The sequence below is a fragment of the Limisphaera sp. 4302-co genome, assembly GCF_049537155.1.
Classification (GTDB): domain Bacteria; phylum Verrucomicrobiota; class Verrucomicrobiia; order Limisphaerales; family Limisphaeraceae; genus Limisphaera.
Window position 1 is genome coordinate 115,124 of record NZ_JBMVQZ010000007.1, and the last position, 21,113, is coordinate 136,236.

The following is a 21,113-nucleotide window of genomic DNA, read 5'->3' on the forward strand; positions in this document are numbered from 1 at the left end:
CCCAGCCTACGCGGCGCTTTGTCCCGGGCGCAAGCCCCCCACCGGTAGGGACCGGGTCGGCCGGCTCACCAACCCAGGACCCGCGCAAAGATGAGCGGCGCGATCACCGTGGCGTCCGACTCGATGATGAACCGCGGCGTTTCCGGTGCCAGTTTGCCCCAGGTGATCTTTTCGTTGGGGACCGCCCCCGAATAGCTGCCGTAGCTGGTGGTCGAGTCGCTGATCTGACAGAAGTAGGCCCACAGGGGGACGTTCGTTCGTTTGAGGTCCTGTCGCAGCAGCGGCACCGCGCAGATGGCGAAGTCGCCGGCGATGCCGCCGCCGATCTGGAAGAAGCCGACCGGGTGCCGGGCCGAGGTTTCCTCGTACCACCGCAGCAGTTCCAGCATCGCCTCCAACCCGCTGCGGATGATCCGGACCTCCCGGAGGGTGCCGTCGGCCACGCGGGCCACGAACAGGTTTCCCAGGGAGGAATCCTCCCAGCCGGGTACGAAGAGAGGCAGGTCCTTCTGAGCCGCCGCCAGCATCCAGCTGTGCCGCGGATCGGCCTGGTAGAGGGGCTCCAACTCCCCGCTGCGCAGCAGATCGTAGAGGTACTCGTGCGGGAAACGCCGTTGCCCGGTCTTTTCCGCCGCCTGCCACCGGGGCAGCAGGCGATCGTGAATCTCCATCATGACGCGCTCGGGGATGCAGACGTCCGTGACGCGGTTCAGGCCGCGCCGCATCAGTTCCAGCTCGTCGGCCGGCGTGAGGTCGCGGTACTCGGGGACCTGCACGTAGTCGCGCTGCCCGATGAGGTTGAAGAGGTCCTCCTCCAGATTCGCCCCGGTGCAACAGACGGCGTGGATTTTGTCGCGCCGGATCATCTCGGCAAGCGAACGGCCCAGCTCGGCCGTGCTCATGGCCCCGGCCATCGCCAGGAACATCCGGCCGCCCCGCTCCAGCAACTGCACGTAGGCGTCGCTGGCGCGTTTGACCACCGCGGCATTGAAGTGCCGAAAATGTTCCTCGATGAACGTGCTGACCGGTCCCTTCGTAGTTTTCAAGCCGCTCTGATTGTCTGCCATTTCCGCTTCCCTGTGAGCGTGACTCGTTGTTCAGGTCATGGCGCCCGCAGCGAGGACGCCGCGCCGAGGATGCGGTGGAATTGTTCCAGATCAACCGTCGTTTGTGAATCAAAAGTGTCGCTGGCGCACAAAGAATTTCTGGTGCTGCCGTCGGGCCCGCCGATTTGTCGTCCCGGCCGTCCCGGAGCTGACGCGGTGGAGCAGGCAGAGGTTGGAACGCATGGGGCGCGTGAGGTCTGTCTGCACGTTGTGCACTGGCGGACCGGCCGAACTCGTCGTTAGCCTGCCGCGACGGATGGAACCGTGGACCTGGATCGCGTGTGTGGCTGCCGCAGGCGCGGCCGGCTGGGTGGACGCGATAGCCGGTGGCGGCGGCTTGTTGACCGTGCCGGCGCTGCTGGCCGCAGGCGTACCTCCGCATGAGGCGCTGGGTACGAACAAGCTTCAGGCGGTGGCGGGCTCCGGCATCGCTGCCGTCCAGTACGCCCGCGCCGGTTTGGTGAAGCCCGGCGGTTGTCTGCCCGGCATGCTGCTGGCCGGGACGGCCGCCGCGGGAGGGGCCCTTGCGGTGCAGGCCGTGGAACCCGTCCTGTTGCGAAAGCTGATCCCGCTGCTCTTGCTGCTGGTCACGCTGTGGACGGCCCTCCGTCCCCGGTTCGGCCTGCATCCCCGCCCGCAGCGGCGGGTGCCATCCGGGTTCGAACCGCTGGCCGCCGTCTTGCTCGGGTTCTACGACGGGTTCTTCGGACCCGGCACCGGCACGTTTTGGGCGGCCGCCCTGGTGACGGGGGCCGGACTCGATCTGGCCCGCGCCACCGCCCGCACGAAGTTCATGAACTTTGCCAGCAACGCCGGCGCGCTTGCGGTGTTCGCGGCCGGCGGGGCGCTGCACGTGCCGCTGGGTTTGTCCATGGGCCTTGCCCAGGCTTGTGGGGCGCGGCTGGGCGCGTCCATGGCCGCCCGCGGCGGTCCACGCTTCATCCGACCGGTGTTCCTTGCGGTGGTCGTCGCGTTGATCGTGCGACTGATCGCGGAGACCTGGCAGTCCGGGCCCGCAAGTGACACGCATGCGGACCTCCCGGACGGCATCCGCGCAGCCCGGTCTTGACAACAGAGGATCCCCCCGCCTTGGGTGGGGTCATGAAACCGGTCGTCGTCTCCCTCGGCGTGGCCCTGGGGTTGCCGTGCATGGTGGCTGGACAATTGCCCGCGCTTCGGCTGCCCGAGGGCGTGGGCGTCAATATCCACTTCGTCACCGGCCACGAACGGGACCTCGACCTGATTGCAGCGGCCGGGTTTCGATGGGTCCGCATGGATTTCACCTGGGAGGCCGTGGAACGGCTCCGGGGCGAGTACGATTGGCGCGGCTATGACGAACTGACGCGAAACCTTCGCCGGCGCGGTTTGCGCGCCCTCTTCATCCTCGATTACTCTCACCACCTTTACGAGGAGAGCGTGCAGACGACCAACCCCATCACCGGCCGGCCCGAAACCAACGTGGCGTCGCCCCGCAAACCTGAAAGCGTGGAAGCGTTTGCCCGATGGGCCGCAGCCGCCGCCGCGCGATACGCGCGCCAGGGCGTGGTCTGGGAGATCTGGAACGAGCCCAACATCTTTTTCTGGCGGCCGCATCCGAACGTGGACGATTACATTCGGCTGGCCCGTGCCACCTGCCGGGCCATCCGGGCAGCCGAACCTCAAGCCGCCATCATCGCTCCGGGGATCTCCGGCTTCGATCCCCCGTTCATGGAAAGGTTCCTCGCCTCCGGGATCCTCGAATACCTCGACGGCGTCAGCGTGCATCCGTACCGGTTTCGGCGACCGCCCGAGAGTGCCGCGGCGGAGTACCGCCAGCTGCGCCAGCAGGTGGACGCGCACACCCCTGCAGGCCGCGCGGAACCCATCCCGATCGTCAGCAGCGAATGGGGCTGGTCCACCGACGGCAAAGACGTCTCGCCCGATACCCAGGCCGCCTTTCTGGTCCGGCAACAGCTTTTCAACCTCTCGATGGGAGTGCCGCTCTCCATCTGGTACGACTGGAAAAACGACGGTCGTGACCCGCATGAGCGCGAGCACAATTTCGGGGTGGTGGACGCGGATCTGAATCCGAAGCCGGCCTATCGGGCGGTCCAAACCCTGGTGCGTGAACTGGCTGGTTACGCGGTGGCCGGACGGTTCCCTCTGGAACGTGGTTCGGACTGGGTGTTGGTCCTCACCAACGACGCGGGCATGACCCGGCTGGCGGCCTGGTCGGTGGAACCGCCCTCCACCGTGACGTTGCAGGTGGAGGGAAAACCGCCGCCGGAAGGCTGGCGCGTGGTGGCCGGGGACGGTCAGGAAAACCGCCTGCCTGCGACGAGCCGCGGCCTGACTCTGGAACTGCGGGCCCTGCCGCAGTACGTGGATCTCGGCAAGGGCCGGCTGCTGCGCTGAACCTGCGTCCCAATCCGGTTTAGCCGCACCGTGCGGTCCGCGCCTCTCGAGAGGCTGCGCCAAGAAGTCCGTGCCTGGGTGGATGTCAGAGTGGCCGGGGCCGGGATCCTGCCGGTCACGCGACTGTCCCGCTCCCTCGTGGTCGGGCCGGGCGCGTCTGACATCCGTGTCCGCTGTGCGACCGGCTGAGCTGACGGTGAAGTCCCGGGAACCATGAGCCACCGGCTTGCAGACGGGTGTGCAGCCGGGGCGCCGGGCCTGGACCCTTGAAACGGCTGAGGGGGACGGGCAGACTGCGCGGCATGGACGCATCGGAAGCTCCACGGATTCGCCTCTGGCCGTTTTTGCTGGGCGACGCGGTCCTGTTGGCAGCGGCGGTGTACTGGGTTGCGCAGGCGAAGTTCCCGCTGAGCGCGGCGGTCGTTTGGGGCAGCACCATTTGTCTGGTGACGGGCGCGGCACTGGGTGTGGCGCCTTTCTGGCTGGAGTACCGGGCGCTGTGCCGGCGCCTGGAGACGGCCACGCTGGCCGAAGGACTCCTGCAGGCGCGTCATGCCGAGGCGGCCGCGCGGCGGATCGCCGAGGCCACCGACAACTGGCAAATGATCCAGGACCAGGCCGCGCGCACGGCCGCGCAGGCCAGGGAGATCGCCGAGCGCATGGCTGCGGAAGTCCGCGAGTTCACCGCCTTTCTGGAAAGGGCCAACGATACCGAAAAGGCCACCTTGCGGTTGGAGGTGGAAAAACTGCGCCGGGCCGAGGGCGAGTGGTTGCAGGTCCTGGTCTGGATCCTCGACCACGTGTACGCGCTCTACACGGCCGGGCTGCGCTCCGGCCAGCCCCGGTTGATCGAGCAGCTCACACAGTTCCAGAACCATTGTCGGGACGCGGCACGACGCCTGGGCGTGGTACCGTTCGAAGTCCCGCCGGGCGAGCCTTTTCAGCCCGAACGCCACCAGACACCTGACGGCCAGACGCCGCCGGAGGGATCGGTGGTCCGGGAAACGCTGGCCACCGGCATCCTGTTCCAAGGACGGCTGGTGCGGCCGGCGGTGGTGGCGGTGGAACCTCCGGCGTCTGATCAGACCGCCCGCCCCGACGCAAAGCCGCCAGCCACCGAACAGCCCGAGCTGACCGCCCCTGCCGGAACGCCGAACAACCCCCTGCAGCCGGACCCGGCGTCGGACAGCCCCGCCACGGGCGGTTGAATGAGGATGCTTCGCTCATGAGCGGATCCCTCGGCCAGGCCCGTTACGTGCATGTGCTGGGAGCGCCGCTCCTGGTCACCAGCTATGCCGACCTCACGAGGCGGTGCGTGGATTGGGCGGGGCGGACCCGGCCGACCACGGTGGCGTTCTCCAATACCCAGATCGTCACGCTCATCCGACACGACCCGGCCTTCCGGCGGGTGATGGAGACCTTCGACTGCCTGGTCTCCGACAGCACGCCGCTGACCTGGTGCATGAATCTGGCCGGGGCGGGCCTGCGCGATCGCGTGTACGGGCCGGCGTTCATGCGCTACTTCCTGGAGTGCGCACCGGCGGGCAGCACGCATTATCTGGTGGGCGGGAGCGAGGAATGCGCCGAACGCCTGTGCCGGCGCTTCACGGCAGCCAATCCCGGCCTGCGTTTCGTGGGCGGCTATCACGGTCGTTGCCTGCCGGACGGATCGCTGGACCCGGCCGACGAAGAACGGGTGCTGGCGGAAATCAACGCCCTGGCGCCGGATTATCTGTGGATCTGTTTTGGCGCGCCGAAGCAGCAGCGGTGGGCCGCCCGGTACAAGCCGCACCTGCGCCGCGGGGTGGTGTTGGTGGTCGGGTTTGCCTTCGAGGCCAACGCCGGGCTCAAACCCGATGCACCGCTCTGGATGCAGCGGGCGGGATTGACCTGGCTGTATCGGATGGCGACCGAGCCGCGCCGGTTGGGACCGCGCTACGTCAAATACAATTCGCTCTTTCTGTGGTACCTCGTGTGGGACGGGGTGCGCGGCCGTGCGTGGGGTTCCTGGCCGGCCCCATCCTCCTGAGCGGGCCGGCGTGCCCGTGCCGCGGTGGCCATCGGCTCAGTGCGGTGCACCCGGGCCGGCCGAAGCTGCGGGTTCCACGTGAAAATCATCCGCGTGATAGGAGCTGCGAACCATGGGCGCGCTGGCAACATGGCGGAACCCCAGGGCCCGTGCCTGCTCGCCGTACCACGCGAATCGGTCGGGCGGGACGTATTCCATGACCGGCAGATGGGCGGGTGTGGGCCGCAGATACTGCCCGAGCGTGACGATGTCGCATCCCACCGCGCGCAGGTCCCGCAGTGCGCCCAGCACTTCCTCGGCCGTTTCGCCCAGGCCGAGCATCAGGCCGGACTTGGTCCAGAGCGGGCCTCGGGCCAGGCGCCGCGCCAGCTCGAGCACCCGGAGGGACCGATCGTAGGTGGCGCGGTGTCGGACCGCCGGTGTCAACCGCCGGACGGTTTCCAGGTTGTGATTGAAGATCTCGGGTCGCGCCGACAACACGGTGGCCACGGCGTCCGGGTCCCCGTTGAAATCCGGTGTGAGGACCTCGATGACCGTGCCGGGATTCCGCTCGCGCACCGCTTCGATGGTGCGCCGGAAATGGTCGGCACCCCCGTCGGGCAGGTCGTCGCGGGCCACGGCGGTGATGACCACGTGTCGCAGGCGCAGCCGGTGCGTGGCCTCGGCCACCCGCCGGGGTTCGTCCGGGTCGAGAGGCAGCGGTTTGGCCGTGGTGACGGCGCAAAACCGGCAGGCGCGTGTGCAGTGGTCGCCGCCGATCATGAAGGTGGCGGTGCCACGGCTCCAGCATTCCCAGTGATTGGGGCAACGGGCACTCTCACACACCGTGTGGAGCCGCAGCTCTTCCAGAAGGGCACGCGTCCGGCCGAACACCGGACTTGTGGGCAGTGCACGGCGCAGCCAGGCCGGCAGCCGGGTGGGGGGCGCGGCGGCGCCTGAACCGCCGCAACCGGTCGGAGGGGGATGAATCTTGATGGCCATCGGGCGTCAGGAAGTTTGGCGCCCCCCGACCTGCTCCTGCCAGAACGCGGCCAGTTCCTCCGGACCAAAATCCGCCAGAACGGCTCCGTCCACCTCGATCACGGGCGCCAGGGTCTGTCCGGAGAGCCGGACCATTTCATCCCAAGCCTGACGATCCCGTGTGACGTCGAGTCGGTCGTAGGTGATGCCGCGAGCTTGGAGCCAGGTCTCGGCCCGCTGGCACCAGGGACACCACGGTTTGACAAACAATCGCACCCTTTGCGGTTGCACGGTGAGGAGAGTAGCCGGCGCCGGGCGCGGCTGCAAACAGCCGGAGCCCGTCAACTGTCCCGGAGGACATCAGCCCTCGCCCAGTTGGGCGCGGTATTGATCGGGGGTCAGGAGTTGCTCGAGTTCCTCGGGTCGGCTGGGCGCCAGCTTGAACAGCCAGCCCTGGCCGTACGGATCGCTGTTGATCCAGCCCGGGTTGTCCACCAACGGTTGGTTCACCTCGGTCACCCGACCGCTGAGGGGACTGTAAAAGTCGCTGGCGGTTTTGACTGATTCCACCACGCCGCAGGCTTCACCGGCCTGAACCTCCCGGCCCACGGCGGGCAGTTCCACGAACACAATGTCGGTCAACTCCTTTTGAGCATGGTCGGTGATGCCCACGGTGGCCACGCCGTCGGTCAACCGGACCCATTCGTGGGTTTTCGTATAGCGCAGGTCCCCAGGAATGTTTGACATGGTCTCATTTGGGCATTGCGCAGGATCCCGGTCAATGGGTTTCTGCACAGGCGGTTGGGTTCTTCCGGCAGGCGGTCCGATTGGTCTCGGACCGCCGAAACGAATGTCCATGAAGCTGCTGGCTGGCGGGCCGGACTCCCGGAACGGCAGGGAAACCCCCGTCGCGCCTCCCCTCCCATGCGGCGGGCCGCGTGGTTCCCGGCCCCGGTGCTTGACCCGTGGTCCGGTCCGGGTACATTGCGTGTCCAAAAGGGTTCTGATGGGGTATATGAAAGCGAAACATCTGGGTGTTGTGGTGGCAGTGGCGACGGGCATGGCCTTGTCTGCCGTTGCCGGGGAAATTCGGGGCAAGATCACGCTCAAGGGAACGCCGCCGGCCAATCCGGTGGTCAAGGACCTGGCTGCTGACCCGAACTGCAGCAAGTTGGTCAAGGAAGCCGTCAACGTCCCGATGTACCGCGTCGGCGCGGACGGCGGGTTGGCCGACGTGTTCGTGACGCTGGCCGGGATCACCGGCAAGAGCACCGGCGCCAGCGCACCTCCGGCGGTGCTGGACCAGAAGGGTTGCCAGTACGTGCCCTACGTGCTGGCCATCCAGACCAAACAGACCCTGCTGGTGAAGAACTCCGATCCGCTTCTGCACAACGTACACGCCACACCCACGGCACCCGGAAACAAGGAGCGTAACGAGGCCCAGTTGGCCGGGGGTCCGGACCTGAAATTCAGCTTCGACGCCCCGGAGAAGTTCCTACGCTTCAAATGCGACGTCCATCCGTGGATGTTCGCCTACGTGTGCGTGGAGGACCATCCCTGGTTCGCACTGAGCAGCGAGGACGGGACGTACGTGATCAAGGACGTGCCGCCCGGCAAGTACACGTTGGAGGCCTCGCATCGCAAGCTGGGCACCTTGAAGAAGGAGATCGAGGTCACCGACGGCGTGGTCAACGTGGACTTCGTCTTCGAGGTCAAGTAACCGCCACCCAAGGGCGACGGCGGACGCGGTCCGGGGTGAATGTCGGGTGTGGGAACGCGGTCGCCGGTGTGGGAGCGTGGAAGTGTCGGGTGCGTCATCCAGTGCGTTGCACCGCTTTGCGGTGTTGACGGCCTGTGCCGTGCTGGTGCTCATCGGGGCCGGTGGTCTTGTCACCAGCCATGGCGCCGGCTTGGCTGTCCCCGATTGGCCGAACACGTACGGGTACAACATGTTTTTCTTCCCCGTGTCGGCCTGGATCGGGGGCATTTTTTACGAGCATACCCATCGGCTGCTGGGCGCGCTGGTGGGGCTGCTGACGCTGGTGCTCGCCGTCTGGATGCATGGCGCACCGGCCCGGCCGTGGCTGATGCGCGGCGGGTGGGTGGCGCTGGTCCTCGGGGCCACTGTCCTCCTGCTGGCCCCGGCTCGCTGGCAGGACGCGGTGGTGTTGGGGGGCTCCGGCCTGGCGGCGCTCATCGCGTCCCGGTTTTGGCCCCGGTGCGCCCCCCAGCCGACCCGGCTGCGCAGGCTCGGCCTGTTGGCGCTTGTCCTCGTGGTTGTCCAGGGTGTCCTGGGCGGGCTGCGGGTCGTCTGGCTCAAAGACGAGCTGGGCATCGTGCATGCCACGACGGCCCAGCTTTTTCTGATCCTCATGGCGGCACTGGCGCTTTTCACCTCGCGCGCATGGCAGAGGTTCCAGTCGGGTCCACTTGCGCAGCGGTTGCGCCCCTTGCGGCCGTGGTACACCTGGACCAGCGCGTTGATCCTGGTTCAGTTGATTCTGGGCGCCACCATGCGGCATGAACATGCGGGTCTGGCCGTGCCGGACTTCCCGTTGGCGTACGGGAGGCTCTGGCCGGCGACCGATCCCGAGTCGGTGGCGCGTTACAACCGCCAGCGCATGGAGACACGGGCCTACAACGACATCACGGCGACCCACATCCATGTGCACATGGCGCACCGTCTGATGGCGTTGGTGGTGACCGGTGCCATCGGTGCGGCGTGGTGGCAAACGCGACGGCGGCTGGAGCCCGGACATGCCCTGCGGCGGGTGACGGGTTTCTGGCTGCTGCTGGTCTGCGTACAGTTCGGCCTCGGGGCTTGGACGGTCTGGTCCAACAAGGCTGCGGATGTGGCCACGCTCCATGTGGTTGTCGGGGCACTCACTTTCGTCACCGGCGCCCTCTTGGCCATCGCGGCTCACGCACCGAATGTGCGCCAGAGTGCGCCATTGCCCCGGGCGGTGCCGGCGGCGATGGCGACCGCTTCCTGAGGTCCCGGCCCATGCAACCCGGCTTCCCCACCAAAACAGCCGAACCGACCCTGGCCCGTGTGGCGGGTCGGGAGAGATCCGGACCGTGCGCCGCCTGGGCCGAGTTGGTCAAGGCCCGCCTGACCTCGCTTGTACTGCTGACGACCGTGGTCGGGTATTACCTGGCCTGCGCGGGTCCGGTGGACGGGCCGGGTCTGGTGGCCACTTTGATCGGTATGGCGCTGCTGGCGGGAGGCGGGGCGGTCCTGAACGAGTGGATGGAACGCGAGGTGGACTCGCGCATGGAACGGACCCGACATCGCCCGTTGCCGGCGGGCCAGATTCGCCCGGGCACCGCCCTGGTCACCGGGATCCTCATGGCCGCCTGGGGATTGATCGTGTTGGGGGTGGGCTGCAACCGGTTGGCTGCACTGTTGGGGGCGGTCGCTCTGGTGAGTTACGTCGGTGTTTACACGCCGTTGAAACGGCGCACCTGGTGGAACACATGGGTGGGTGCCATTCCGGGGGCCCTGCCGCCGGTGGTGGGTTGGGCCGCGGCCCGGGGTGAGCTTTCCGCGGCGGCATGGTCCCTGTTCGCCATCGTGGCCTGCTGGCAGATGCCGCACTTTTTCGGCATCGCCTGGATGTACCGTGACGATTATGCGCGGGCCGGCTTCCGCATGCTGCCGCAGGTGGACCCCGACGGGAGCCGCACCGGCCGACAAGCGCTGCTCTGGACCCTGGCATTGTTGCCCGCCTCCTTGTTGCCCTGGTGGCTGGGAATCGTGGGCCCCCTGTACGCCACGGCGGCAGGGGTCCTGGGTTTGGCCTATCTGGCCACGGCGTTGCAGTTTTACCGGCTTCGCACCGACCTTGCGGCGCGGGTGCTGTTCCTTGCATCCATCGTGTATTTGCCGCTTTTACTGGTGTTTCTGACCATTGACAAGGTGCGATAGGACCGGGCGAAAACGAGGTTCGAGACCATGGTACAACCCACGACCAAGACCGTAACGACGCCCCCGCACGGGGCTCACGCGCAGGAGCCCGGGCTCGGGTTCTGGCGTAAATACGTTTTCTCCACCGATCACAAGGTGATCGGAATCCAGTACGGATTGACGGCGCTTTGTTTCCTGTTGCTGGGCTTTTTCCTGATCCTCACGATGCGCTGGCAGATTGCCCATCCCGGGGAACCGGTTCCCTTGGTGGGCTGGTTCCTGGAAAAGGTCCTCGGCAGTCCGGCCAGTAAAGGGGTGATGTCGCCCGACCTTTACAACATGTTCGGTGCGATGCACGGCACGATCATGGTCTTTCTGGCAATCGTGCCGCTGGCGGTGGGTGCGTTCGGCAACTATCTGGTCCCGCTGATGATCGGCGCCAACGACATGGCCTTCCCGCGCCTGAACATGATGAGCTACCAGTTCTATTTCCTGGGGGGCGTGGTGATGCTGGCCAGTTTCCTCATCCCCGGCGGGGCGGCCCAGGCCGGTTGGACATCCTATTCACCTCTGGCCACCATCATCCCGACCGACGGCCAGACGTTCTGGTTGATCGGCATGGTGCTGCTCATCACCTCGTCCCTCCTGGGCTCGGTGAACATCATCACAACCATCGTACAATTGCGGGCGCCGGGACTGACGTGGATGCGGCTGCCGTTTTTCGTGTGGGCGCAGTTGGCCGCCTCCTTCCTTCTGCTGCTGGCCTTTCCGCCGCTGGAAGCCGCGGGGATCCTGCAGTTGATGGACAAGGTGGCCGGCACGAGCTTCTTCCTGCCCACCGGCCTGGCGGTGGGGGGAGCCACGGCCAACATCAGTGGTGGCGGCAGCCCGCTGTTGTGGCAGCATCTGTTCTGGTTTCTGGCACATCCGGAGGTGTACGTGCTGATCCTGCCGGCCATGGGCATCGTGGCGGAGGTGATCGCCAACAACATCCGGAAACCCCTCTGGGGTTATCGCACCATGGTTCATGCGGTGCTGACGCTGAGTTTCCTTTCCTTCATCGTGTGGGCGCATCACATGTATCTCACCGGCATGGGGACACGGATCTCCACCTTCTTCCAGACGACCACCATCATCATCTCGATCCCCTCGGTGATCCTGCTGACCTGCCTGCTGATCTCGCTGTGGGGCGGCAGCATCCGCGTGCATACCCCCATGTTGTTTGCGCTGGCGTTTCTGCCCATGTTCGGCATCGGCGGGTTGACGGGGCTGCCCCTGGGATTCGCCGCCAGCGACATCCAGTTGCACGACACCTACTACGTGATCGGCCACTTCCATTACGTGGTGGCGCCGGGCACCATCTTCGCGCTGTTCGCCGGCATCTATCACTGGTTCCCCAAGCTGACCGGACGGAGAATGAACGAATTCTGGGGGCGGGTCCACTTCTGGTGCTCACTCTTGTTCATGAACGCGGTGTTCATGCCGATGTTCGCCCAGGGATTCGCCGGCATGCTGCGGCGCATGTCGGATGGCGGACTGAGTTACTCCACACGCATGGGGCCGGGCATCGAAGGGACCCTGAGCGACACCATTCTGGGCCTGAACAACTTCATCCTCTGGGCGGCGCTCGGACTTGGTCTGGCTCAGATTCCCTTCATCATCAACCTGTTCGCCAGCATCTGGCGGGGTGAACCGGTGAAGAGCGACAACCCGTGGGAGGCGACCACTCTCGAGTGGCAAACCCCCACACCGCCCCCGCACGGCAATTTCATCGAGCCCCCGAAGGTGTATCGGGGTCCCTACGAATACGGCGTAACCGCCGGGCAGGCCGATTACGTACCCCAAAACGCGGCCTAGGAGAGCGCGACAAACGAAACTGCAGGTTGGGATTCATCCATGGAAATCGCCTACACAGTTCGACCCCGCCCCGACACTGGTGTGTACAATGCCAAGCTGGGGATGTGGTTGTTCCTGGCGTCGGAAGTCATGTTGTTCGGCGGCCTGTTTTCCGCCTACGTGTTCCTCCGCGTGGGCGCCCCACCCGAGACGTGGCCGCACGGCTGGTTGAGCGTTCCCCTGGGCACGCTGAACACGCTCCTTCTGGCTTCCTCGGCCGTGACCACCTTCCTGGCCTGGGCGGCCTGTCGCGCCCGGCGATTCGACCAGTTCAAACTGCACATGGGGCTGACCCTGCTGCTGGGCACGGTGTTCCTCGGGATCAAGGGCTACGAGTACCATGACAAGTTGACCCACTACGAGGTGCGGCTGAAAGACGGGCGGATCGCCGACGGCCACCTGGTGAGGAACCGCACGACTGATGAGGTCGTGGTGTTGAAGGGTCGTTGGGTGGAGGACCGCCGCGAGTTGTTGGACGGCCGGCGTGCCCACGGTGCACACGAGGAGATCCGCATCCCGCGAGAACAGATCGAGCGCATGCAGAACTACGCCCCGCGGCACAACACCTTCCTGGCCATTTACTTCACGCTGACCGGCCTGCACGGCTTGCATGTCCTGGGCGGGCTGGTGGTGTTTGCCTACCTTTGGGGACCGGGCAGCCGGCTGTGGCACCTGGACCCGGAACATTTCACCAACCGGGTGGAGGTGGCCGGTTTGTTCTGGCACTTTGTTGACCTGATCTGGATCTTCCTGTTCCCGCTGCTCTATCTGACCTGAAGCCATGAACGAGACGACGAATCCCGGAGAGGTGTACCGGACCGCGGTGGCGCGCGGGCGCACGGTGCTGTTGGTGGTGGCGGTCGTGACCCTCTGCATGGTGGGGGTGGCCTACGCGCCCCTGCCGGATTCCGGCTGGCGCATCGCCCTGATCCTGGGGGCCGCGGCGGTCAACGCCTTCATCGTTGCGGGGCACCTGATGCATTTGCTGCAGGAACGGCATGTGGTTTATTTCCTGCTGGCGTTTACGGTGCTGTTTTTCGTGGCATTGATGGGGCTGTGCGTCTGGGCGCACGGAGATGTGCCCAAGCCCGGAGCGGTCCCCGCGGCGAAAGGTTGAGACGATGTCGCTGAAGACGGTCCATTTGGTGTTTGTCACGGCGCTGAGCCTGCTGTGCTTCGGCACCGCAGGGGCGCTCCTGGCCCGTGCCGCCGGCGAGGCCGGGTCACGTTCCGACTTGTTACTGGGCCTGGCCAGTGCCGGGATGGGTGGTCTGGTGGTGTTTTACGGCCGTTACTTTCTGAAAAAGCTCAAGAAGATGGCGTACCTATGAAGGGCTCGACGATGCAAAGCCGGCGGGTCGGGGCGGCGGCCGCTCTGGCGGCGGCCATGCCCCTGCCGGCCGCGGCTTGTGCCGTGTGTTACGGCGATCCGGGCGCGCCCGCCAGCAAGGGGCTGGCCTGGGCGGTGGTGGCGCTGGTCCTGGTGGTGGCCGTTGTGCTGAGCGGCGTGGTGGCGTTCTTCGTGCATGCCATCCGCCGGGAATCCCGGCAGGCCGGTGCCGACCAGGGGGGACGAACGAGTTCGACGACGGAGGAACGGTCATGACCAGATGGTTGGGGTTGCCGGAGGTGGCGTCGGCCCACGGAGTGGGCATAGACCGGTTCATCGGATATGTCCACTGGCTGATGGCCATCCTGTTCGTGGGCTGGCTGATCTATTTCGTTTACGTGCTGTGGCGCTTTCAACAGCGGCGCCATCCGCGGGCGGACGCCGTCGGTGCCCGCAGCCACGTCTCGACCTATGCGGAGGTGGCGGTGGCAACGGTGGAAGGCCTGCTGCTGGTGTTCCTGGCCGTGCCGATCTGGGCCCACATGAGCGAGGAATTCCCGCCCGAGGACCAGTCCACGGTCGTTCAGGTGATGGCCCAACAGTTCAACTGGAACTTCCGTTACGCCGGTCCGGACGGGCGATTGGGTCGGCAGGATCCGCGCTTCGTGAGCGAGACCAACCTGTTCGGGGTCGATCCGGACGACCCCGCCGGCAAGGATGACGTGACGTCGCTGAACGAACTGCACGTGCCGGTGGGCAAACCGGTGATCGCCTATGTCAGTTCCAAGGACGTGATTCACTCGTTCAAGATCCCTTCCATGCGGCTGACGCAGGACGCCATTCCGGGCATGCGCGTACCGGTGCATTTCACGCCCACGCGCGAGGGACGCTACCGAGTTTATTGCGCCCAGTTGTGCGGGAACGGCCACGCCGCCATGGCCCAGGGGGTGTTGGTGGTGGAAAGTCCGGAAGCTTTCCAGCAGTGGCTGGCCTCGCGATCGGGGGGCAGTGTGAGCTACGAGTAAACGGGCCGGTGGCCCACACCGCGGCCCGGCGCGGGCCGCCGTGTGTCCGGTTCGTCGGGATTTGAGGATAAACCCGGCCTGACCGCATCCCGACCGGAAGGGCGAACAACGCCGGTAGAAGGGTGCCCCTTTGGGTGGGCTTCTGTGCACATTTTGGAAGCGGGATCCGTCTTGTGCCGGAGACCGCCGGGCCGGGTGCAGTCGCGGCGGAAGAGTTCCGAGGCCACGGCCTCCCGATTGGCTGAGGTAGTCCGGCCCGTCCCTGCGGGAACGTGGCCCGGCCCGGCCGGACGGCTCCGGAAGGGTCCCAACAGGTACATCCTCCATGTCAGCTCCGTCCAGGAACATCACCGCTTGGAAAGGGCTCCTCCTCAGGAGCCGACGCCGCCTTCGGATGGCGTGGTGGGCGACCGCACTTGTGCTGGCGCTGGTGCTTCTGCGGTCCTGGTACGCCTTTCGCGATCGTACGCCGGGCTATCGCCTGGAGGTGCGACTGCCTCCGAATCCGTCTCCGGCAGCGGAATTCCGGGCGGGGTTTGGTCGGGTGCGTATCACGCCGGACCTGGCGTCGGGGCGGCCGGTTTATCTGGCCGGATTCGGTCAGAACCGTGTGGCGGAACGGGTGCACGACGATTTGTGGGCGGTGGCATGCGTGCTCGACGATGGAGACCGTCGCATCGGGGTGGTGGCGTTGGATGCCATCGGGTTCTTTCACGACGACGTCGTGCGGGTGAGGCGACGCCTGCCAGCCGAGTGGCGGCTCGATTACGTCATGATCTGCAGCACTCACAACCATTCAACGCCGGACCTGATGGGCTTGTGGGGACCGCGCATCTGGCGCAGCGGCGTGGATCCGGAGTACTTGGAGCGTGTGCGCCGGGCCTGTGTGGAGGCTCTGGGAGCTGCGGTTGACAGCCTGCAGCCGGCGCGACTGGTGACTCACCATCTGCCGTGCGATCCGGTTGGTCTGGTGACGGACACCCGGCCGCCCGAGGTGTATGACGCCGACCTGCGGATCCTGCAATTCCTCTCGCCTGAGACGGGGCGCACGCTGGGGAGTTGGGTGAACTGGGGCAATCACCCGGAGACGCCGTGGTCGAAAAACCGGGACATCACGGCCGATTTTTGCGGGGTGTTGCGGGACGCCTTGGGACACGGGGTTCGTGACGGGGACGTGGAACGTCTGCCGGCGCTGGGCGGGGTGCACCTCTTCCTGAACGGTGCCGTGGGCGGCCTGATGACCACGGCGCCCGGGGTGACCGTTCGCGATCCGTGGACGGACCGGCCGTGGCGGGAGCCCTCGCACGAAAAGTCGCGTGCACTGGGGCATCGGTTGGCGGCCCGAATCTTGCCCGTCCTGCGGGCGGCCGAGGGAGGGTCCGGCAGCAAGGCGACGATCGGTGTCTGGGCGCGCACGATCGAAGTGCATGTGACCAACTGGCGCTACTGGCTGGCGGGTTGGTTGGGCGTGCTGGACCGCGGTTACGTGAGTTGGCCGCCCCGTGTCCGGAGCGAGGTGGCCCTGCTCCGCGTGGGCGATGCCACGGTGGCCTGCGTGCCGGGGGAATTGTATCCGGAAATTGCCAACGGCGGTGTGGAAACGCCCGAGGGAGCCGATTTCCCGGGGGAACCGATTGAGATTCCGCCCTTGCGCGAGGGGATGCCCGGCCGGCTGAAGCTGGTGGTGGGGCTGGCCAATGACGAACTCGGTTACCTGATACCCCGGACCCAGTGGGACGAACGTCCGCCCTTCACGTACGGGCTTTCGCGTGCGCCGTACGGGGAGATCAACTCTTGCGGGCCGGACGCCGCTGCGACGGTCCACCGGGCCCTGATGGCCTTGTGCCGGGAGGCCGCAGCGCAAGGCGGGGACAGCAACCGGACGGGGTCGCCCCGGTGAAGAAGTTCGACCGGCGGGGTGCACCGCCGGGCTTCCGCGAGCGGGTTCGGCACGAGGGGCCGGAATGGTCTACTCAGGTTATCCTTGGCTCCGTGCGCTGCGCGGGTTCGAATGTGGGAGGGCCGCAACCCCGGGCAGTGCCCACGGGAGCGCGCAGGGCCGGAGGGAACGGGTTTGTCCGGCCGGAGGAACGCTGCACGGGCGGTGCGGGCGCCCCTCGAACGGTGTGGCCTGGCAGGCCCACACAAACGACCCATGCTGCCAGAAATCACGGTCCTGCTGCACGGCTGGAGCGATTGTTCTGCATCGTTCCGGCGAATGAAGGAGTTCCTGATCGCCCGGGGGCTTGGGCGGGTGGAATCGGTCTATTATGCAGACTACGAGTCGCGTGAGGACAACCTCACTTTTGCCGATGTGGCGGACGGTTTGAACGACCGGTTCCGGGAGGAGGGGTTCATTGACGAGCATGGGCGGGCCCGGTGCAGGATGAACGTGATCGTGCACTCGACCGGTGGACTGGTGATTCGCCACTGGCTGTGGCGGTATTACTTGCGCGAGGGACGGCCCCGGGCCGAGTGCCCCGTTCGGCGGCTGGTGATGCTGGCACCGGCTCATTTCGGTTCGCCCCTGGCCCATCGGGGCAAGTCGTTCCTCGGCGCCCTGTTCAAAGGACGTTGGAAAATTGGCGATTTTCTCGAGGTGGGCCGTCAACTGCTGGACGGCTTGGAACTGGCGGCGCCTTATCAGTGGTGGTTGGCCGAACGGGACTTGTTACGCGAAGATCCGCCCTATCGTGCGGATGCGGTCCATACGACCGTGCTCGTGGGCATCGAGGATTACAAGGGACTCCGCGGGTGGGTGAACAAGCCGGGGACCGACGGGGTGGTGGTCATTGCAGGGACGAACCTCAACTGTGCAGCGTTGCGTGTGGATGGTTCAGGCACGAACGCGGGGCCGGGACAGGGACCGGTGCGATGGGTTCGCTCCGATCCACCGGAGGACTTTGCCTGGGCTGTTTTGGAAGGGGTGGACCACGGCAGCATCGTGGACGTCGTGGCGCCCGGCAGGGAGAATGCCGTCACGCGTGCATTGTTGCGGGCGTTGGGGACGCAATCTGCTGAAGACTTCCGCGCCCATCAGCAGGAGCTGGCTGCAATCACCGAGCAGACTTACCGCCGCACGAAAAAACCGCGCTACCAGCAGTTCCTGTTGAGAGCCATGGATGATCAGGACGTGCCGGTGCGGGATTGGACCGTCGAGTTTTTCGTTTTCCGTCGTCCTGCGCGCGGCCGTCCGGAGGTGATCCGCCGGCAGACCCTCCGTCCCGAGGAGCTCGAGGCGAGCGAGCGCATCCATCGCCTGCTGACGGCGGAGTTTCACACCCACAGTGTGGATCCGGTGTATCGGCGCATGCTGGTGGATGTGGATGCGGTACGGGACGAACTGGCGCGGATCGAACGCCGGTGGGGCACACCCCCGGTGCTCAGCGCGAAGGTCCACGTTCCACGGGTGGATCGGGGCATCGAATACCGGTTGGATACCCTGCAAAACGTGGTCCTGTACGATCCCCTCGATCCGCGACGTGGCGGACTGAGTTTCTTTTATCCGAACACGACCACGTTGGTGGAACTGCGTGTGGACCGGCTCACCCGGTACGTCCGCTTGGGTACCGAGCCCGTGAAACATTGAGCGGCGGACTCGACGCCGGCCCGAACGTGGGTGCGGACCCGCCCCGGCGGTTCCGGATCACTTGAAGTAATCCGGCTCGTTCCCCGGTTTCCATTTGATGTTGCAGCCCACGCTGGGTTTTTGGTCGGCCGGGACCGGTCGGCCCGCCAGGACCGCGTCCAACGCGGCGCGGAGATCGCGGCCGGTGACCGGAATGCCATTGCCGGGGCGGCTGTCGTCGTACTGCCCCCGGTAGACCAGTTTCCGATCCCGATCGAACAGGAAGAAATCCGGCGTGCAGGCCGCCCGATACGCCTTGGCGACCTCCTGGGTGGCATCGAACAGGTACGGAAAGGTGTAACCGGCCGAGCGAACCTCCTCCTTCATCCGTTCCGGGCTGTCATCGGGGTATCGTTCGACGTCGTTGGAGTTGATGCCCACGATGGCCACTCCCTTGGCCTGGTACTCGCGACACAACGCCGCGAGGCTGGAACGGATGTGTTTCACGTACGGACAATGGTTGCAAATGAACATGACCAGGTAGGCCGGTGCACCTGCAAAATCGGAGAGCGAGACCATCCGCCCCTCGGTGTCGGGCAACCGGAAATCCGGCGCCACGGTGCCCAAGGGCAACATCATCGTCGAAGGTGTCAGTGCCATGAGCCGGAATATGGTGCGGCCCGGCCCGGCTGTCCAGCAGGAGGGCGCGCTTCAATCCGAATTGTCAGGGGCCACCGGTTGCGATTCTGCCGCCAGCCAGCGCTCCGCAAGCACGCGCGCGACCGTTTCGGGTCGGGCATCGGGCTCGACCTCGATCCATTCCAGCGGCATCTGATGGCGGAACCAGGTCATTTGCCGGCGGGCGAACTGACGGGTCCGAACCTTCACCTCGGCCACGGTCGCTTCCAGCGACCGGGCACCCTTGAGGTATTCCCGCACCTGGCGATAGCCCAGCGCCTGCAGGGCCGTGGCGTTTTCCGGCACGCCGCGGGTGAGGAGGGCCCGGGTTTCTTCGATCAATCCGTCGCGAAACATTTGGTCCACCCGTTGTTCGATTCGCCGGCGGAGGTCATCGGGACGCCGGCGCAGGGCGAACATGCGGCCGCGCCAGGCCGGCGGCCATGCCCCGGGTTCCCAACTGGCCCGCTGGGCCGAGAACGGGCGGCCGGTCAATCGGATCACCTCCACGGCGCGGATCACCCGCCGGGGATTGCGACGGTCTATGCGTTCGTAAGCGAGGGGGTCTTTCTCGGCCAGTTCGCACAACAGCTCGGGCAGGGGCGTGGCCTCCAGTCGGGCGCGCAGGGCGGGGTCGGGCGCGGGTGCGCGTCCCAGGCCCAGGGCCAGTGCCTTGAAATACAGGCCGGTGCCCCCACACAGGACGGCCGGGCATCCCCGGCCGGCAATTTCTCTCAACGCCGCGCGCGCCAGTTCCACGAATCGGGCTGCGTCGAAAGGTTCCGCGGGATCCGCCACGTCCAGCAGATGATGACGCACGCGGGCGCGGTCGGCCGGCGTGGGCTTGGCCGTGCCGATGTCCATGCCGCGGTAGACCTGCATGGAATCCACCGAGACGATTTCCCCACCGATGCGTTCGGCCACATGAAGGGCCACCTCGCTTTTGCCCGAGGCGGTTGGCCCGGCCAACACCAGCACTCGCGCAGGCGGCAACGGTTCCATGGCCCAACCGTCCTTGGCAGCTCTTACGCGGCGCGGTCAGCCGTGGATCCGCCGTGGCAGCGCTTCCGGGCAAGGAGAATGGCCAGCCCCCCGAGGAAGACCCAGACGCTGACCCATTGGCCCGGCGTGAGCCCGAAGTGAATGTGCCCGGGTGGATAGTCCCCGCGGAAACATTCCACCACCGAGCGACTGACCGCGTATCCCACCAGGTAAAGACCGAACACTTGTCCGTCGAACCGGCGTCGCCGGAAAAACCAGGCCAGACCGGCGTACAGCGCAAGGGACAAGAGGGAATCGTATACTTGCGTGGGATGGACGGGGAAGGTGGGCGGGCCCAACGGGTTGTCCGGTGGGTAACGCACCGCCCAAGCCAGGTCACAAGCCCGGCCGTAACAACACCCGTTGAGCAGGCAGCCCCATCGTCCGATGGCGTACCCGAGAGCAGCACCCGGCGCCAGCACATCCGCCGTCCGCCATACCGGCAGGTTGCGACGGCGGATGAACAGCAGGCCGGCCAGCACCGCACCCATCAGTCCGCCGTAGTAGACCAACCCGCCGTGATGCACCATGAAGACCTCCCACCACGGTGCTTGGGCGAATTGTTCGCGCCAGTAGGTGATCACATAGAGGGTCCGGGCACCCACCACCGCGCCCACGATGAGCCAGGGACCCATGTCCGCCACCGCCTCGGCCGGGATGCCCGCCACGGGGGCCCGACGCGCTGCGTTCCAAAGCCCCACCAGGAACCCCGCCGCCACGAGGATCCCGTACCAGTGGACTGTGAACGGACCGAACTGGAACGCCACCGGATGCATCGCATCGAGAGAGTATCCGGCCGCCCGGAGCAGGGAAGGAAATTTGCCGGCCGGTCTCGAACCCTGTCACCTGATCCGGTTCGTGTGCTCCGGCGGCCGCAAGCGCGGTTTTTGCCCACGTCCGCCTGATCGGCTGCAGGGTTGCCCCGCCATGGCATGGATGCCCATGTGTCCGTCGTTTTCTTCCCCCGTCCCGCCCGGGTTCCGGAGCGCCGTGCGGGCCGCCGGGCTGTCCCCAGAATTGGCCATGCCCTTGGAGCGACGAATGGGCTAGACTGGGCCTCGCAATGAACCCGAGTTTTGTTCGGATCCGAAGGATCGGGACGCACAGCGCCGCCTCGTGGAGGCGTTTTGCTTGCCCGGCCCGGCCGGGATCCGAACCGGAGCCAACCCTGCCAACGGA

The 21,113-nt window shown here is 66.3% G+C and carries 22 protein-coding genes; 15 read left to right on the forward strand and 7 right to left on the reverse strand.

Annotated elements, in window-relative coordinates:
- Positions 1–65 precede the first annotated feature (65 nt).
- Positions 66–1,067, reverse strand: a complete 1,002-nt coding sequence (locus ACPDIX_RS08815; protein WP_423431418.1) for a deoxyhypusine synthase family protein — start codon at positions 1,065–1,067, stop codon at positions 66–68.
- A 295-nt stretch (positions 1,068–1,362) separates the two neighbouring features.
- Between ACPDIX_RS08815 and ACPDIX_RS08820 the strand changes: the two genes are divergently transcribed.
- The 4 genes from ACPDIX_RS08820 (at position 1,363) to ACPDIX_RS08835 (ending at position 5,529) form a co-directional block, all read left to right on the forward strand.
- Positions 1,363–2,175, forward strand: coding sequence for a TSUP family transporter (locus tag ACPDIX_RS08820; protein WP_423431419.1), 813 nt, complete (start codon positions 1,363–1,365; stop codon positions 2,173–2,175).
- 32 nt (positions 2,176–2,207) lie between these two features.
- Positions 2,208–3,500, forward strand: coding sequence for a cellulase family glycosylhydrolase (locus tag ACPDIX_RS08825; protein ID WP_423431420.1), 1,293 nt, complete (start codon positions 2,208–2,210; stop codon positions 3,498–3,500).
- 302 nt (positions 3,501–3,802) lie between these two features.
- Positions 3,803–4,708 carry a nucleotide exchange factor GrpE gene (gene grpE, locus ACPDIX_RS08830; RefSeq protein WP_423431421.1) on the forward strand — a complete coding sequence of 302 codons (906 nt, stop codon included), beginning with the start codon at positions 3,803–3,805 and terminating at the stop codon, positions 4,706–4,708.
- Between the two features lie 17 nt (positions 4,709–4,725).
- Positions 4,726–5,529, forward strand: a complete 804-nt coding sequence (locus ACPDIX_RS08835; RefSeq protein WP_423431422.1) for a WecB/TagA/CpsF family glycosyltransferase — start codon at positions 4,726–4,728, stop codon at positions 5,527–5,529.
- A gap of 36 nt (positions 5,530–5,565) precedes the next feature.
- On the opposite strand, the gene lipA is transcribed toward ACPDIX_RS08835, so the two are convergent.
- The 3 genes from lipA to gcvH all read right to left on the reverse strand — a co-directional run bounded on the left by lipA (position 5,566) and on the right by gcvH (position 7,236).
- Positions 5,566–6,510: a lipoyl synthase gene (gene lipA, locus ACPDIX_RS08840; protein WP_423431423.1), complete on the reverse strand. Its 945-nt coding sequence runs from the start codon at positions 6,508–6,510 to the stop codon at positions 5,566–5,568.
- 6 nt (positions 6,511–6,516) lie between these two features.
- Positions 6,517–6,780: a glutaredoxin family protein gene (locus ACPDIX_RS08845; protein WP_423431424.1), complete on the reverse strand. Its 264-nt coding sequence runs from the start codon at positions 6,778–6,780 to the stop codon at positions 6,517–6,519.
- Positions 6,781–6,849: 69 nt separating this feature from the next.
- Entirely contained in the window at positions 6,850–7,236 is a 387-nt protein-coding gene (gcvH, locus tag ACPDIX_RS08850; RefSeq protein ID WP_423431425.1) for a glycine cleavage system protein GcvH, read from the reverse strand.
- A gap of 268 nt (positions 7,237–7,504) precedes the next feature.
- Between gcvH and ACPDIX_RS08855 the strand changes: the two genes are divergently transcribed.
- From ACPDIX_RS08855 to ACPDIX_RS08905, 11 genes are all read left to right on the forward strand, one after another.
- A complete protein-coding gene (locus ACPDIX_RS08855; RefSeq protein ID WP_423431426.1) occupies positions 7,505–8,209 on the forward strand; it encodes a carboxypeptidase regulatory-like domain-containing protein in 705 nt (234 codons plus the stop codon).
- A gap of 76 nt (positions 8,210–8,285) precedes the next feature.
- Positions 8,286–9,482, forward strand: coding sequence for a COX15/CtaA family protein (locus ACPDIX_RS08860; RefSeq protein ID WP_423431427.1), 1,197 nt, complete (start codon positions 8,286–8,288; stop codon positions 9,480–9,482).
- An 11-nt stretch (positions 9,483–9,493) separates the two neighbouring features.
- Positions 9,494–10,417 carry a heme o synthase gene (gene cyoE, locus ACPDIX_RS08865; RefSeq protein WP_423431428.1) on the forward strand — a complete coding sequence of 308 codons (924 nt, stop codon included), beginning with the start codon at positions 9,494–9,496 and terminating at the stop codon, positions 10,415–10,417.
- Positions 10,418–10,444: 27 nt separating this feature from the next.
- On the forward strand, positions 10,445–12,253 hold the full coding sequence (locus tag ACPDIX_RS08870) for a cytochrome c oxidase subunit I (RefSeq protein WP_423431429.1): 1,809 nt from the start codon (positions 10,445–10,447) through the stop codon (positions 12,251–12,253).
- Between the two features lie 39 nt (positions 12,254–12,292).
- The gene (locus ACPDIX_RS08875; protein ID WP_423431430.1) at positions 12,293–13,069 is read left to right on the forward strand and encodes a cytochrome c oxidase subunit 3; all 777 of its coding nucleotides are present in this window, start codon (positions 12,293–12,295) and stop codon (positions 13,067–13,069) included.
- Between the two features lie 4 nt (positions 13,070–13,073).
- A complete protein-coding gene (locus ACPDIX_RS08880; RefSeq protein ID WP_423431431.1) occupies positions 13,074–13,409 on the forward strand; it encodes a hypothetical protein in 336 nt (111 codons plus the stop codon).
- A 4-nt stretch (positions 13,410–13,413) separates the two neighbouring features.
- Complete coding sequence (locus tag ACPDIX_RS08885; protein ID WP_423431432.1) at positions 13,414–13,623, forward strand: hypothetical protein; 210 nt, start codon at positions 13,414–13,416, stop codon at positions 13,621–13,623.
- The gene (locus ACPDIX_RS08890) at positions 13,620–13,898 is read left to right on the forward strand and encodes a hypothetical protein (RefSeq protein WP_423431433.1); all 279 of its coding nucleotides are present in this window, start codon (positions 13,620–13,622) and stop codon (positions 13,896–13,898) included. Before ACPDIX_RS08885 ends, ACPDIX_RS08890 begins: the two co-directional genes overlap by 4 nt.
- Positions 13,895–14,647 (forward strand): cytochrome c oxidase subunit II, encoded by a 753-nt coding sequence (locus tag ACPDIX_RS08895; protein ID WP_423431434.1) that lies wholly within the window; start codon positions 13,895–13,897, stop codon positions 14,645–14,647. The genes ACPDIX_RS08890 and ACPDIX_RS08895 overlap by 4 nt, the downstream gene beginning before the upstream one ends.
- Before the next feature lie 394 nt (positions 14,648–15,041).
- A complete protein-coding gene (locus ACPDIX_RS08900; RefSeq protein WP_423431435.1) occupies positions 15,042–16,547 on the forward strand; it encodes a hypothetical protein in 1,506 nt (501 codons plus the stop codon).
- Between the two features lie 318 nt (positions 16,548–16,865).
- On the forward strand, positions 16,866–18,236 hold the full coding sequence (locus ACPDIX_RS08905) for an esterase/lipase family protein (RefSeq protein ID WP_423431436.1): 1,371 nt from the start codon (positions 16,866–16,868) through the stop codon (positions 18,234–18,236).
- Between the two features lie 57 nt (positions 18,237–18,293).
- Here the strand turns inward: ACPDIX_RS08905 and ACPDIX_RS08910 are convergent, their stop codons facing one another.
- Genes ACPDIX_RS08910 through lgt form a run of 3 tightly spaced genes read right to left on the reverse strand, consistent with a single transcriptional unit; the run spans position 18,294 to position 20,710 of the window.
- Complete coding sequence (locus tag ACPDIX_RS08910; protein WP_423431437.1) at positions 18,294–18,875, reverse strand: thioredoxin family protein; 582 nt, start codon at positions 18,873–18,875, stop codon at positions 18,294–18,296.
- A 51-nt stretch (positions 18,876–18,926) separates the two neighbouring features.
- Complete coding sequence (gene miaA, locus ACPDIX_RS08915) at positions 18,927–19,895, reverse strand: tRNA (adenosine(37)-N6)-dimethylallyltransferase MiaA (RefSeq protein ID WP_423431438.1); 969 nt, start codon at positions 19,893–19,895, stop codon at positions 18,927–18,929.
- A gap of 23 nt (positions 19,896–19,918) precedes the next feature.
- Positions 19,919–20,710 carry a prolipoprotein diacylglyceryl transferase gene (gene lgt / locus ACPDIX_RS08920; RefSeq protein WP_423431439.1) on the reverse strand — a complete coding sequence of 264 codons (792 nt, stop codon included), beginning with the start codon at positions 20,708–20,710 and terminating at the stop codon, positions 19,919–19,921.
- Positions 20,711–21,113 lie beyond the last annotated feature (403 nt).

Bases quoted from the DNA above. Each gene is read 5' to 3' on its own strand.
- ACPDIX_RS08885 (WP_423431432.1), top strand. From the start codon at position 13,414: ATGTCGCTGAAGACGGTCCATTTGGTGTTTGTCACGGCGCTGAGCCTG.
- ACPDIX_RS08910 (WP_423431437.1), bottom strand. From the start codon at position 18,875: ATGGCACTGACACCTTCGACGATGATGTTGCCCTTGGGCACCGTGGCG.
- cyoE (WP_423431428.1), top strand. From the start codon at position 9,494: ATGCAACCCGGCTTCCCCACCAAAACAGCCGAACCGACCCTGGCCCGT.
- ACPDIX_RS08835 (WP_423431422.1), top strand. From the start codon at position 4,726: ATGAGCGGATCCCTCGGCCAGGCCCGTTACGTGCATGTGCTGGGAGCG.
- ACPDIX_RS08890 (WP_423431433.1), top strand. From the start codon at position 13,620: ATGAAGGGCTCGACGATGCAAAGCCGGCGGGTCGGGGCGGCGGCCGCT.
- lgt (WP_423431439.1), bottom strand. From the start codon at position 20,710: ATGCATCCGGTGGCGTTCCAGTTCGGTCCGTTCACAGTCCACTGGTAC.
- gcvH (WP_423431425.1), bottom strand. From the start codon at position 7,236: ATGTCAAACATTCCTGGGGACCTGCGCTATACGAAAACCCACGAATGG.
- ACPDIX_RS08900 (WP_423431435.1), top strand. From the start codon at position 15,042: ATGGCGTGGTGGGCGACCGCACTTGTGCTGGCGCTGGTGCTTCTGCGG.
- ACPDIX_RS08825 (WP_423431420.1), top strand. From the start codon at position 2,208: ATGAAACCGGTCGTCGTCTCCCTCGGCGTGGCCCTGGGGTTGCCGTGC.
- miaA (WP_423431438.1), bottom strand. From the start codon at position 19,895: ATGGAACCGTTGCCGCCTGCGCGAGTGCTGGTGTTGGCCGGGCCAACC.
- ACPDIX_RS08820 (WP_423431419.1), top strand. From the start codon at position 1,363: ATGGAACCGTGGACCTGGATCGCGTGTGTGGCTGCCGCAGGCGCGGCC.
- ACPDIX_RS08895 (WP_423431434.1), top strand. From the start codon at position 13,895: ATGACCAGATGGTTGGGGTTGCCGGAGGTGGCGTCGGCCCACGGAGTG.
- ACPDIX_RS08880 (WP_423431431.1), top strand. From the start codon at position 13,074: ATGAACGAGACGACGAATCCCGGAGAGGTGTACCGGACCGCGGTGGCG.
- lipA (WP_423431423.1), bottom strand. From the start codon at position 6,510: ATGGCCATCAAGATTCATCCCCCTCCGACCGGTTGCGGCGGTTCAGGC.
- ACPDIX_RS08870 (WP_423431429.1), top strand. From the start codon at position 10,445: ATGGTACAACCCACGACCAAGACCGTAACGACGCCCCCGCACGGGGCT.
- ACPDIX_RS08875 (WP_423431430.1), top strand. From the start codon at position 12,293: ATGGAAATCGCCTACACAGTTCGACCCCGCCCCGACACTGGTGTGTAC.
- ACPDIX_RS08815 (WP_423431418.1), bottom strand. From the start codon at position 1,067: ATGGCAGACAATCAGAGCGGCTTGAAAACTACGAAGGGACCGGTCAGC.
- ACPDIX_RS08855 (WP_423431426.1), top strand. From the start codon at position 7,505: ATGAAAGCGAAACATCTGGGTGTTGTGGTGGCAGTGGCGACGGGCATG.
- ACPDIX_RS08905 (WP_423431436.1), top strand. From the start codon at position 16,866: ATGAAGGAGTTCCTGATCGCCCGGGGGCTTGGGCGGGTGGAATCGGTC.
- grpE (WP_423431421.1), top strand. From the start codon at position 3,803: ATGGACGCATCGGAAGCTCCACGGATTCGCCTCTGGCCGTTTTTGCTG.